We start from the raw sequence: 12,538 nt of genomic DNA on the forward strand, positions 1-12,538 counted from the left end.
TTTATGCGGCGATCGGCAAGCCCACGAGCTTCTCGAGCTCCTCGCGGCTGAGCCCTTCGACCAGATCGACGAGCTTCAAGCCTTCGGCCGTGCATTCGAGCGTGGCGAGGTCGGAGTACACGCGCTTGACGCAGCGGATGCCGGTGAGCGGATAGGTGCATTCCTTCACCAGTTTGCTCGCGCCCTGCTTGGTGAGCAAGTCCATCATCACCCAGGTCTGCTTGGCACCGATGGCAAGGTCCATGGCACCGCCGACGGCGGGAATGGCGTCTTTCTCGCCGGTGTGCCAGTTGGCAAGGTCGCCCGTGGCCGACACCTGGAACGCGCCGAGCACGCAGATGTCGAGGTGCCCGCCGCGCATCATCGCAAAGCTGTCGGAGTGGTGAAAGAACGAGCCGCCCGGCAGCAGCGTGACGGGCTGCTTGCCGGCGTTGATGAGGTCGTAGTCTTCTTCGCCTGCCTCGGGCGCGGGGCCCATGCCGAGAATGCCGTTCTCGCTCTGCAGGATGACTTCGCGGCCCTTCGGCAGGTGGTTGGCCACCAGCGTGGGCTGGCCGATGCCGAGGTTGACGACGGCGCCGTCGAAGATGTCCTGTGCCACGCGGGCGGCGAGCTGGTCCTTGGTGCGACGTGTGTAGTTGGTGCTGCTCATGGTCATGCTGCCTTCTTGAAACCGCCGGCCTGGGTGGCGACGCGTTCGACGCGCACCACCTGGTGCACGAAGATGCCCGGAGTCACGATGGTCTCGGGGTCGAGGGTGCCGAGCTCGGCAATATCGTGCACGGTGGCAATGGTCTTCTTGGAGGCCATGGCCATCACCGGGCCGAAGTTGCGTGCGGCCTTGCGGTAGACCAGGTTGCCCCAGCGGTCGCCGCGCTCGGCCTTGATGAGCGCCACGTCGCCATTGATGGGGTACTCGAGCACGTACTGCACGCCATCGATCTCGCGGGTTTCGCGGTTGCCCGCGAGCTGCGTGCCGTAGCCCGTGGGGCAGTAGAAGGCGCCGATGCCCGCGCCTGCGGCGCGAATGCGCTCGGCCAGGTTGCCCTGGGGCACGAGTTCGAGTTCGATCTTGCCGCTGCGGTAGAGCCCGTCGAACACCTGGCTGTCGGCCTGGCGCGGAAAGCTGCAGATGATCTTGCGCACACGCCCGGCCTTGAGCAGCGCGGCAAGGCCGGTTTCGCCGTTGCCGGCGTTGTTGTTGACCACGGTGAGGTCCCTGGCGCCCTGCTCGACGAGACCGTCGATGAGTTCGCCGGGAATGCCGGCGGTGCCAAAGCCGCCGATGAGAACCGTGGCGCCGTCTTGGATGCCCGCAAGGGCATCGGCGACCGAGCGCGCGATCTTGTTGATCATGAAGCCTGTCTCCGGGAGTTGAAAAAGAAATCGAACCCTGCGAACAAACCGCCAAACAATCGCCCGATTCTGCGAACCGCAAAATTGTTCGTCTAAAGAACATTTGTTCGTATAATGAATTCTAAAGACGAATGCTCGATATGGCAACCCACACGACACAACCCGACACACCAGCCCCCGGCGACAGCTACGTGCAGTCGTTTGCACGCGGACTCCAGGTGATCCGTTCTTTCAGCGCAAGCGCGCCGCGGCAGACGCTGAGCGAGGTGGCGGCCGCCAGCGGGCTCACGCGGGCCGGCGCGCGGCGCATCCTGCTCACGCTGCAGACGCTGGGCTACGTGGTGACCGACGGCAAGCTCTTCACGCTCACGCCGCGCATCCTCGACCTGGGCTTTGCCTATCTCTCGTCGATGCCGATATGGAACCGCGCCGAGCCGGTGATGGAAGCGCTGGTGCAGCAGGTGCAGGAGTCTTGCTCGGCCGCCGTGCTGGATGCGACCGACATCGTCTATGTGATGCGCGTGCCGACGCAGAAGATCATGCGCATCAGCCTGGGCGTGGGCTCGCGGCTGCCGGCCTACTGCACGTCGCTTGGCCGCCTGCTGCTGGCCGACCTGGACGACGACGAGGTGCGCGCGCGGCTCGAAGCCTCGGAGCGCACAGCGCTCACCAAGCACACGGTGACCGACGTCGACGCGCTGATGGCCAAGGTGGCGCAGGCGCGCAAACAGCAGTGGTGCCTGGTGAACCAGGAGCTGGAAGAAGGCCTGATTTCGGTGGCCGCGCCCATCGTGAACCGCCAGGGCCGCATGGTGGCCGCGCTCAACATCACCGGGCAGGCCAACCGCACCAACGCCAAGGTGATGCAGGAGACGATGCTGCCGGCGCTGATGGAGGCCGCAAAGAAGATCTCACAGCTGCTCTAACGAACCAACGGCCCAATCCAGCGCACCCGCGGAACCGACTTTGCCGGGCCGCCGGGTGCGCCCCCCAGTGGGGGCTGAGCGCCCGCGGCTCCAGGCCCGCCTGTGCGGGCTTGGACGGGCCGAAGGGTCCGTGCCTCCGGCATGGACACCGGGCGCCGAAGGCGCTTCGGGGGGCGTCAAGTGCTGGAGTGGATGCCCTTCATGATGATCACGCCACCCAGCCGCGCGGTGTCGGCGCGCATGCGCTTGGCCAGCGCGTCGGGCGTGCCCGGCTGGGCCTGCCAGCCGGTCTTCAGCAGCGCCTCGCTCACTTCGGGCGAGCCCATCGCCTCGACCAGCGCGGCATTGAGCTTGGCAATGGCGGCCGGCTTCATGGCCGCGGGGGCCGCCAGCGCGGTCCAGATCTCCAGGTCGGCGCCGCGCACGTCGGCGTCGCGGATCGTGGGCAGTTCGTTGGCCAGCGGGCTGCGCTCGGGCGACGTCACGCCAATGGCCTTGACCTTGCCGGACTTCACATGCGGCATGGCCAGGCCGGGCGGCAGCAGCGCCAATTGAATCTCGCCCGCCAGCAGGCCGGCGATCACCTGAGGATTGCCCGTGTACGGCTTGTGCTGGGCCGTGATGGCGGCGCGGCTCTTGATGAGTTCCATGCCCAGGTGGCCCACGGTTCCCACGCCGGGCGTGCCGTACTTGCCGTTGCTGCCGAGGTTGCGCGTCCACAGCAGCAGGTCGGCCGCGGTCTTGCCCGTGGCATTGCCCGAGACCACCAGCACAAGCGGCGCAGTGCCGATCAGGCCAACCGGTGCAAAGTCTTTTTCCGGGTCGAAGCTGAGCTTGGGGTTGAGCAGCTTCGCAATGGTGAGGTTGCCGTTGATCAGTGCGCCGATGGTGTGGTCGTCGTTGGCCTTGGCCACCTGGTCGGCCACCAGATTGCCGCTGGCGCCGGGTTTGTTCTCGACCGTGACCGGCTGGCGCAGGATCTTCGACAGCGGCTCCGCGATGGCACGGGCTGCGAGGTCGGGCGAGGCCCCGGCGGGAAAGCCCACCAGGATGCGAACGGGCTTGGTCGGCCATGCGGCGTCGCCGCCGGCAGCACCGGCGCCGGTGCGCTGTGCCCATGAGCCCGGTGCAAAAAGCGATGCGGCAATTGCCGCAGCGCCGCCTTCGAGCAGGCGGCGTTTGGTGATCTTCAAGATGACTCCAGAGAGGAAAGAGGAGGACGTTGTTTTTGTTGTACTTACATCACGTTACATGATCGGGCTCGATTGCGCAAGTCGATGCGTATTCATGGATGTGGTCATGCGGCCGTTGGCAGCGCAACGCGTCGGGATGCGACAGCCCCGAGTGAACGTTGTGTCCGAAGGTTAACTGCCCACTTACAATCCCTGCCGCATCACCCTTCCCCCATACGAGGTCTCGTCCGCAATGCCCAAGAGCCCCCTGCCGCGCGCCCGTTTCAGCTTTTCCCCCACCGTGCGTGCCCTGCTCGTGGCCACTGCCTGCGGCTTGGCACTGCCCGCGCTTGCCGCGGTGGAGCACGACGAGGTCGATCGGCTCATGCAGGCTGGCAAGCTCGACGAGGCCATGTCGCGCGCCGACGCTTTCCTGAAGGACAAGCCGAAGGATCCGCAGATGCGCTTCCTGAAGGGCGTGATCCAGCTGGATACCGGCAAGCGCACCGAAGCCATCGCCGCCTTCACGCAGCTGACGCAGGACGCGCCCGAACTGCCCGAGCCGTACAACAACCTTGCGGTGATCTACGCGAGCCAGAACCAGTTCGACAAGGCACGCAGCGCGCTCGAAAGCGCGATTCGCACCAACCCGAGCTATGCCACGGCGCAAGAGAACCTGGGCGACGTGTATGCGCGGCTGGCCAGCCAGGCCTACAGCAAGGCATTGCAACTCGACCAGAACAACACGGCGGTGCAACCCAAGCTGGCGGTGATCCGCACCTTGTTCACGCCGGCACCGGTGGGCGGCAAATCCGCAGCCACGGCGGTGGCGGCTGCGCCTGCCGCAAAGACGGCCGCGCCCGCGCCCGCTTCTGCGCCTGCGCCCGTCGCGAAGGCAGCCGCTGCCCCAACGCCCCCGCCAGCTCCCGTGCCTGCACCCGCACCTGCGCCCGTCAAGGCAGCGGCAGCACCCGCACCCGTGGCAGCGCCGACGCCCGTGCCACCGGCACCGCCGCCGGTGGTGGTGGCGAAGGCGCCCGAGGCTTCGTCGACGCCATCCGCATCTGCATCCACGCCGGCTGCGGCCGCGGCAACAGCAACGCCCGGCTCGACGGCCGAGGTGGAATCGGCCGTGCGCGGATGGGCCGCCGCTTGGGCGTCGCAGGACATGGACCGCTACCTTGGCGCCTACGGCCCCGAGTTCAATCCCGGCGGCGGACAAAGCCGCAAGAGCTGGGAAGAAGAACGCCGCGCGCGAATCGTCGGCAAGTCCAGCATCAGCGTGAATCTCGAGAACCTGGCGATCAACGTCAACGGACAAACCGCAACCGCCAAGTTCCGCCAGATCTATCGCGCCGACAACCTCAACATCTCGAGCCGCAAGACACTGGAGCTGCATCGCTCCGGCAACCAATGGCAAATTCGCAAGGAAAGCGTCGGGGGGTAGTGGCGGACATCGTCCGGCGCGGCCGGCTCCCGAAGAACGCTCCGTTCCGGCGCAGCGGGAACATGCTTGCGGCGCTCGTGGCGGCGTCGGTCCTGTTGCTGACGGCGCCCGGCTCGGCCGATGCCTCCACCAAGCCCAGCGGCACCACCACCAAGTCGAAGGCCAACGGCAGCCGACCCACAAACCAGGCCGCCAGGGAAGCGAAACCCCGGGCAAAGAAGACCTCCGCCGCACAAACCGCAAGCGCGGCAAGCAGATCCACGCCGCGCAAGGCGGCTGCATCTTCAGCCGCCCTTCAGCAAGCCAACGGCGCCGAGGCCCGCCTGATTGCGGTCTACGAACTGTTCGGCCGCGGCCAGCCGCGGCCCGCGCTCGCCAAGGCCCGCGACCTGGTGCGCGATTACCCCAACTTTCAGCTGGCCCAGCTGGTCTACGCCGACCTGCTCGCAACCCAGGTACCACCGGCGCACGCCTTCTCCGACGCCTCGGGCATCGCACGCCTGCGCAGCGATCCGGCCATGGCCGAACTGCGCGAAGAATCGCAGCGGCGCCTGCAGGCCCTGCGCGACAGGCCGCCTGCCGGCACCGTGCCTTCGCAGTTCCTGGCGCTGTCCACGCGCAGCCGCTATGCCATTGCGGTCGACGCTTCGCGTTCGCGGCTCTACCTGCTCGAGAACTCCGACAAGGGGCTGCAGCTGGTGGCCGATTACTACGTGTCGGTCGGCAAGTCGGGCATCGGCAAGGTCGCGGAAGGCGACGCGCGTACGCCGCTGGGGGTGTACTACATCACCAGCAGCCTCGATCCGAAGTCGCTGCGCGACTTCTACGGCGCCGGTGCGCTTCCCATCAATTACCCCAACCCGTATGACGTGCGGCGCGGCAAGACCGGTGGAGGCATCTGGCTGCACGGCACCCCGCCCCAGCAGTTTGCGCGCGCGCCGTTGGCAAGCGACGGGTGCGTCGTCATGGCCAACCCCGACCTGAAGCAGCTCCTGCGCAAGGTTCAGATCGGCGCCACCCCCGTGGTCACGGCCCGCAGCCTGCAATGGATCTCGCCGCCGCAGGCCCAGAAAGAGGCCCAGTCATTCACCAGCGCCATCGCAGCCTGGAAAGATGCACGGGCCAATGGCAATGAAGCGCAATTGAAGAAATTCTATTTGCCTGAATTCCAGCGCAACAACAATAAAAAATCCATCGAAGGATTTTCCGTGCTCCACGACGAAGTGGAATATGCCCAAGGCAAACGTGTCCAGTTCAAGGACATGTCGTATCTGCACTGGCGCGACGGCGACGAAACCATGGTCGCCACCTTCGGAGAAGTCTTCGAAGGCGAAAAGAGCGGGCGCACCCGGCGCCAATACTGGCTGCGCCAAGGCAGCGAGTGGAAGCTCTTTCACGAAGAAATCCTGGGCTGAACCCGGCTTTCGGCCCTCCTGCCAGGGGGGTCATACTCAAAATCCGTGATTTTTTGCGCAAATGCCGGCCCGAACTTGGCCGTTACATTTCGGCTCACGGCACCCGTGCTACGTAACACGTAACGCATTTGTTCCCGTAACGCCGGCCCTGTGCGCGTTCCGTCCGCACCGTAACGACGTCCCCTGTTCAGGGGATGGGTACCTCTGTTCTCAGAGGGAAGAATGGTCACCAGACTGTGAACTACCCTCTGAAATTCAAACGCGTCTTGGGGACGGCGCGGGGTTGGCCGCGTTCCTGCTTAGACCCTTCGATTAACACAGGAACCCTCCCATCTCATGGGTACCCCTTGTTGATACACAGAGTTACGCCGTATAACATTCACCTGTCGTCACTGTTGTTAACAATTCCTTAAAGGGGAAATCATGCTTCGCTCTATTGCTCGTTTTCTGCGCGATGAAGAAGGTGCTACCGCAATTGAATATGGAATTATTGCGGGGTTGATTTCGGTTGTGATGATTACAGCCATTACTGGCACTGGCGGGATAGGCGAGAGCCTGTCAGCCATCTGGACTGACATCAAAACCAAGCTCGCCGCCGCTTGAAGTGCAATGCAAGCAATGACATCGGCGTATTTGATGTGGTTGCTTTTCATTGCGGTGTATGACTTCAGGCAACGTCGCGTCCCCAATTGGCTTGTGCTCGCAGGCGCCCTCCTGGCTCTTGCAGCACTGACATTGGGGATGGCGCCCGTTACGCACGACTGGGCTGCCGCCCTGCTCGGTGCAGGCGTGGCTTTTGGCTTTCTGCTGCTTTTCTACGCTCTTGGAGTCATGGGAGCCGGCGACGTGAAATTCGCTGGAGCGCTCGGACTCTGGGTAGGCTTTTCGGCGCTGCTCCCCGTCTGGCTCATCGGCAGCCTCCTCGCCAGCCTTCATGCCGCGCTTTGGCTGATTCTTCGGCGCTGGCCAGTCTTCCCCCGGTTTTCGCTCGTGCTTTTCGGGCCCTCGTCGCCGGCAGATGGCAACCCATCACCGCCCCGGGTTCGCTTTATTCCTTATGCGGCCTATCTCGCGCTGGCCGCCGCGGTGTGGATGGTTTGGGGTCGACAGAGCGCCTAGTCGCTCCGCCACCACGAGCTGTTCATCGATAGCTCTCGAATTGCTCCTCCTTGACACGCCGCTCATGATCAATCTCACCAAAATCATCGCCGCCGTCCTCGTGCTCCTGGCCTTCGCGCTCGGCGGCTATGCATGGATGCTCAGCCGCAAGCCCCCACCGCCCGTCGCCGTCGCCCCCTCTGCCGCCGCTCCCGGCAAGGCCGCCCAGGCGCAAACCTTCCCCGTGGTCGTGGCGGCCAAGCCGCTGCCGGCGGGCCAGCCGATCCCGGCCGATGCACTTCGCATTGAACGCCTGACGATCAATCCGGTGGGCGCGTTCCAGGACACCGCGCCGCTCGCGGGGCGCGTGCCCGTGATCGATCTGGGCGAAGGCTCGCCGCTTCTCCAAGGCCAGCTCGTTTCGGGTCTTGCCCTGCGCGTCGCAGAAGGCGAACGTGCGGTCGCCATCAAGGCCGACGAGATCATGGGTGTGGGCAACAAGGTTCAACCCGGTGACTTCGTCGACGTGTTCCTGATGCTCAAGTCCGACGGCAAGGACATCGACCGAAGCCAGGCGCGCCTCTTCCTGTCGCGCAAGCGCGTGCTGGCGTACGGCAGCGCCTCCGTCGATGGTCTGCCTTCCAAGATGGACAAGAACGGTACCGCACAGCAGGCCCAGCGCGCCGAGGCGGCCCGGACTGCCGTGCTCGCAGTGCCGGTGGACGACGTCAACCGGCTCACGCTTGCCGAGAACAGCGGCCGCTTGATCCTGGCGCTGCGCAATCCCACCGATATGTCGGAACCCGATCCGAAGCTCTTCGCCGAGTTGCCCCCCGCCCTGCAACCGCCTCCACCGAAAACCGGCGAACCGCGCCGCCCGCAACTCGAAGGCTTGGACCGCGCACAGGCTGGCATCACCACGGCGGATTTCGTGACCGGCGGCAAGCCGGGCAGCGCCTCACGCGTGCCGGCTATTGCTGCTGCGCGGATTCCAACGGCTCGCACTGACGACTCCCGCGGTGGACTCAAGGTCGAAGTCATTCGTGGCGACCGTAGCGAAACCATCAACTACTGATCAGCAACAAGCGCCACCCAGGAAACGAACTCCATGACGATCGCCCTTCTCGCGAAAACAACCGGTCCAGCCCGTCCACTGGGTCCAGCACTCGCGGTGCTGTGCCTGCTGGCCTCGGGCGTCTGGCCTGGGGTCTCCGCAGCCGCAGATCCGGCAGAGGCGACGTCTCTTCGCCCCGCACTTCAACTGCGGATCGACGCGGGCACGCAAAAGGAACTGCTGATCGGCAAGGGTATCGAGCGCATGGCCATCGCCGACGAGACGGTGGCCGGCGTCGCGCTCACCCGCCAATCGCCCAACTCGCCGGCCGCGCGCCTCATCGTCACCGGCAAGGCTGCGGGGCGGACCACGCTCATGGTCTGGGAAAAAGGCCAGTCGACCGCCACGGTCTACGCGCTCGAAGTGCGGCGCCGCGCCTCCACGCTCTCCGGCTCGCTCAACAGCATGACTGCGCACCAGGAAGCGCGCGATGCGGCGATGGCCGCCGGCGGAGAAAAGTCGGCACTGATCGATCGCTCCGTCGTCAACGTACGGAGCAACACCGTGCAGGTCGAAGTCAAGATCGTCGAGTTCAACCGCAGCGTGCTCAAGCAGGCCGGCCTCAACATCTTCAGCACGCGCGCCAACTCCAACGGTTTCAGCTTCGGGGTCTTCGCGCCCTCATCGCTGCGCTCGGTGTCGTTCGCTCCCAACGGGGCAGTCAGCAGTGAACACAACAATCCGCTCGCCCAGGCCTTCAGCCTCCTGTTCAATTTTGGCAAGGCCGGTATCGGCCTGAACGTTGGCTTCCTCGAAGGCAACGGCATGGCCCGCGTGCTTGCGGAACCGACGCTGGTGGCGCTGTCGGGCCAGAGCGCGAGCTTCCTGGCCGGCGGCGAACTGCCCGTGCCCGCGCCCCAGGGCCTGGGCACCACGAGCATCGAATACAAGCCGTTCGGCATCGGCCTCACGCTCACGCCCACCGTGCTGTCGAACGACCGCATCGTGCTCAAGGTGGCACCCGAAGCCAGCGACCTGGACTACACCAACTCGCTCAGCATTGGCGGTGTCGCTGTGCCCGCCATCAGCACGCGCCGGGCCGACACCACGGTCGAACTCGGCGACGGCGAGAGCTTCATCATCGGCGGGCTGGTGAGCCGCACCACGACTTCGAACGCCGACAAGGTTCCATTGCTCGGCGACATCCCGGTGCTCGGAACCTTCTTCAAGCAGAACAAGTACCAGATGAGCGAGAAGGAACTGGTGATCCTTGTCACGCCGCATCTGGTGAAGCCCATTGCACGCGGCACGGATCTTGGTCCGTACCTGCCGGGTGGTGCCGAGCAACGCGATGGCCCCGTGTGGCGCGCGCATCTGCTGGGGCCAGCTTCAGGCACGACTGTGCCGGGGTTCTCGCGTTGACAGAAACGAGCTACGCAAAGCCTGCGGCCGATGCCATGAACGCTCCACGCGACAGCCTCCCCGAGACCGGTGCGGAGAGCTATCTCTTCGCATCGCCGAACAGCAGCCACATCACATGGCTGACCGATGCACTTGGCCGGCTGGGCGCGGTGGTGGTCCTTCCATCCGAAGCCAAGTCGATCGACGAGCGGATCGCCATGCTCGGTCCCGCGGCGGTCTTTCTCGATTTTTCGGGCGACCACGCCACTGCGGCAAGCGAACTTCATCAGCGCCTCAAGCGTGAATGGCCGACGCTGCCGGTACTGGCAACGGGCGTTTCGGCCGAGCCGGCTTCCATGCTCGCTGCCCTGCGCGCAGGGGTGGACGATTTTGTCGACATGAGCGCACCGCCGACCGATGCGATCAGTACGCTGCGCAAGCTGCTCGATCGTCAAAGCAGCCTGCAAAGCCGCACCCGCGGATGCACGCTTGCACTGCTTGGCGCTCGCCCGGGGATTGGCGTGACAACCCTCGCGGCAAGTCTGGCACTGATGCTCAACGACCAGCCGTCCCAAACGGCCGCGCCTTCTCATGCTCGCAACACGCGCCGCGGAGTTGCGTTGCTCGATCTTGGGCTGCCCGCCCGCGACGGTCTTCTGTATCTCGACACCCAAAGCGGCTTCAGCTTTGTCGATGGCGTACGCAACCTGCGCCGCCTCGACCAGACCCTGCTGCACACCGCGGTGGCCCACCACACGAGCGGCGTCGCTGTGCTCCCGCTGCCAGCGAGTCTCGCGCAGGTGCGCGAGATCTCGCATGCGGACTCGGTGGCACTGATCAAGCGGCTCGGCGATTTTTTCGATTTCCAGATCGCCGACCTCGGCGGTTTTTCAACCCTCGATTTCGTCGCCCAGACCGCGAAGGCAGCCCAGCGCAACTGGGTTGTGTGCGACCAGAGCATCGGTGCGATCGTCTCCACTGCAAACATGCTCAAGGAGCTGCGCACCCGCGGCGTCGACACCGATCGGCTGTCGCTCGTGGTCAACAAGTTCGACAGCCAAGTCGGGCTGCCGGCCAAGGACATTGCGGAACGGCTCGAACTGCCGCTCCACCATGTTGTGCCGGCGCGCGCTACGCAACTGCTGGCGGCCGCGAGCCGCGGCGAAATGCTGGTGCGTACCGCGCGCAATGACGCGTATTCGCAAGCCATAGCAAGCCTCGCACGCGGACTGAACCAGGAATACATGTCCGATGCAGGCCAGCCGCCGGCCAAGCAATCGCCTTGGGCGACGCGAATGTCGCAAATTGCCGGATTCTGGAAAAGCTCTAGCCAAGGTTGAATCGCCCCTATGTCCAACGATCTCGAATTCGCCGACGACGACCAGGCGTTCATCAATTCCCAACATTTCCAGGACATCAAGAGCTGGACGCATGACCATCTGCTGAGCCGCATCGAAGAGCTCGGTGCGGAGTTCGGCCGCTGGTCGCGCGCCTCGATCCAGCAGTTCGTCGAACTGGAGGTCGACAGCTTCGTCCGGCTGCGCCGCGTTCCGATCAATGACCGCGAGATGCAGCTCATCTCCGATGCACTGACCAAGGAGCTTGCAGGCTTCGGGCCGCTGGAAGACTTGCTCAACGATCCTGCCGTCGAAGATATTCTGATCAACGGCTACCAGAACGTATACGTCTCGCGTCACGGCATGCTGGAGCGAGAGACGGTGCGCTTTGCAGATGCGGAGCACGTGATGCGCATCGTGCGCCGCATCCTCGCGCCGCTCGGGCGCCGGCTCGACGAATCCAACCCGATGGTCGACGCGCGCCTGCCGGATGGCGGCCGTATCAACGTGATCATCGAGCCACTGGCGATCGACGGGCTCTCGGTTTCGATTCGAAAGTTCCGCAAGGAGCCGCTCACGCCGGCCGATCTGGTGAAGCTCGGCACCTTCGACGCTGGCATGGCGCAGTTGCTGGAAATTGCCGTGCGCGCGCGCTGCAATATCCTCGTCAGCGGCGGCACCAGCTCGGGAAAAACCTCGCTGCTCAATGCGCTCGCAACCTTCATTCCCGCGCGCGAGCGCGTCATCACCATCGAAGACACGGCGGAGCTGTCGCTCGGCACCAGCCACGTCGTTCGGCTCGAAAGCCGCCCCGGCGGCTTCGACGGCACGGGCGTGGTGTCGATCCGCGACCTGCTGCGCAACAGCTTGCGCATGCGGCCGGACCGCATCATCGTGGGTGAAGTGCGCGGCGCCGAAGTCATCGAGATGATGCAGGCGATGAACACGGGCCACGAAGGCTCGATGGGCACCATCCACGCCAGCTCGCCGCGCGAATGCCTGTACCGCCTTGAAATGCTCGCAGGCTTTGCGGGCTATCAGGGCAGCGAAGTGAGCCTGCGCCGGCAGATTGCCAATGCCATCGATTTCATCGTGCAGATCGGCCGCCTTTCGAACGGCCAGCGCCGCATCCTCTCGCTGAGCGAAGTCACGGGCGTCAACGACAACGTGGTGGCCATGCAGGAGCTCTACCGCTACGAGCCCATCACGTCGCCCGACGGCGAGGAGCGCGACCGCTGGATATCGCTGGGCATTGCGCCGCATTCGCCCAAGATCACCCGCTTCAGGCAGTCGCTGACACGCGCGCAGCAGGGAGACAACAACCGTGCGTGA

At 65.0% G+C, this 12,538-nt stretch carries 12 protein-coding genes; 9 read left to right on the plus strand and 3 right to left on the minus strand.

Annotated features, from left to right (window positions below; translation table 11 throughout):
• Nucleotide 1 precedes the first annotated feature (1 nt).
• Nucleotides 2-658: a 3-oxoacid CoA-transferase subunit B gene (locus tag ACJ7Z0_RS12220; protein WP_434790060.1), complete on the minus strand. Its 657-nt coding sequence runs from the start codon at nucleotides 656-658 to the stop codon at nucleotides 2-4.
• Nucleotides 655-1,356 carry a 3-oxoacid CoA-transferase subunit A gene (locus ACJ7Z0_RS12225; protein ID WP_431127748.1) on the minus strand — a complete coding sequence of 234 codons (702 nt, stop codon included), beginning with the start codon at nucleotides 1,354-1,356 and terminating at the stop codon, nucleotides 655-657. Before ACJ7Z0_RS12225 ends, ACJ7Z0_RS12220 begins: the two co-directional genes overlap by 4 nt.
• Before the next feature lie 140 nt (nucleotides 1,357-1,496).
• Here ACJ7Z0_RS12225 and ACJ7Z0_RS12230 point away from each other — a divergent pair, with 140 nt between their 5' ends.
• The gene (locus ACJ7Z0_RS12230; protein WP_434792655.1) at nucleotides 1,497-2,282 is read left to right on the plus strand and encodes an IclR family transcriptional regulator domain-containing protein; all 786 of its coding nucleotides are present in this window, start codon (nucleotides 1,497-1,499) and stop codon (nucleotides 2,280-2,282) included.
• Between the two features lie 176 nt (nucleotides 2,283-2,458).
• Here ACJ7Z0_RS12230 and ACJ7Z0_RS12235 read toward each other — a convergent pair whose 3' ends face one another.
• The gene (locus ACJ7Z0_RS12235; protein WP_434790061.1) at nucleotides 2,459-3,475 is read right to left on the minus strand and encodes a Bug family tripartite tricarboxylate transporter substrate binding protein; all 1,017 of its coding nucleotides are present in this window, start codon (nucleotides 3,473-3,475) and stop codon (nucleotides 2,459-2,461) included.
• Between the two features lie 232 nt (nucleotides 3,476-3,707).
• Here ACJ7Z0_RS12235 and ACJ7Z0_RS12240 point away from each other — a divergent pair, with 232 nt between their 5' ends.
• The 8 genes from ACJ7Z0_RS12240 (at nucleotide 3,708) to ACJ7Z0_RS12275 (ending at nucleotide 12,538) form a co-directional block, all read left to right on the plus strand.
• On the plus strand, nucleotides 3,708-4,901 hold the full coding sequence (locus ACJ7Z0_RS12240; RefSeq protein ID WP_434790062.1) for a nuclear transport factor 2 family protein: 1,194 nt from the start codon (nucleotides 3,708-3,710) through the stop codon (nucleotides 4,899-4,901).
• A complete protein-coding gene (locus ACJ7Z0_RS12245; protein WP_434790063.1) occupies nucleotides 4,868-6,316 on the plus strand; it encodes a L,D-transpeptidase family protein in 1,449 nt (482 codons plus the stop codon). Before ACJ7Z0_RS12240 ends, ACJ7Z0_RS12245 begins: the two co-directional genes overlap by 34 nt.
• Nucleotides 6,317-6,739: 423 nt before the next feature.
• Nucleotides 6,740-6,919 carry a Flp family type IVb pilin gene (locus ACJ7Z0_RS12250; protein ID WP_434790064.1) on the plus strand — a complete coding sequence of 60 codons (180 nt, stop codon included), beginning with the start codon at nucleotides 6,740-6,742 and terminating at the stop codon, nucleotides 6,917-6,919.
• Nucleotides 6,920-6,925: 6 nt separating this feature from the next.
• Nucleotides 6,926-7,435: an A24 family peptidase gene (locus ACJ7Z0_RS12255; protein WP_434790065.1), complete on the plus strand. Its 510-nt coding sequence runs from the start codon at nucleotides 6,926-6,928 to the stop codon at nucleotides 7,433-7,435.
• 64 nt (nucleotides 7,436-7,499) lie between these two features.
• A complete protein-coding gene (cpaB, locus tag ACJ7Z0_RS12260) occupies nucleotides 7,500-8,489 on the plus strand; it encodes a Flp pilus assembly protein CpaB (protein WP_434790066.1) in 990 nt (329 codons plus the stop codon).
• A 33-nt stretch (nucleotides 8,490-8,522) separates the two neighbouring features.
• Nucleotides 8,523-9,890: a type II and III secretion system protein family protein gene (locus ACJ7Z0_RS12265; RefSeq protein ID WP_434790067.1), complete on the plus strand. Its 1,368-nt coding sequence runs from the start codon at nucleotides 8,523-8,525 to the stop codon at nucleotides 9,888-9,890.
• Nucleotides 9,891-9,925: 35 nt separating this feature from the next.
• Nucleotides 9,926-11,209 (plus strand): CpaE/TadZ family protein, encoded by a 1,284-nt coding sequence (locus tag ACJ7Z0_RS12270; RefSeq protein WP_434790068.1) that lies wholly within the window; start codon nucleotides 9,926-9,928, stop codon nucleotides 11,207-11,209.
• A gap of 9 nt (nucleotides 11,210-11,218) precedes the next feature.
• On the plus strand, nucleotides 11,219-12,538 hold the full coding sequence (locus ACJ7Z0_RS12275) for a TadA family conjugal transfer-associated ATPase (RefSeq protein ID WP_434790069.1): 1,320 nt from the start codon (nucleotides 11,219-11,221) through the stop codon (nucleotides 12,536-12,538).

Origin of the sequence: Variovorax palleresanus (assembly GCF_051144945.1) — a bacterium.
Taxonomy (GTDB): Bacteria; Pseudomonadota; Gammaproteobacteria; order Burkholderiales; family Burkholderiaceae_C; genus Variovorax; species Variovorax paradoxus_S.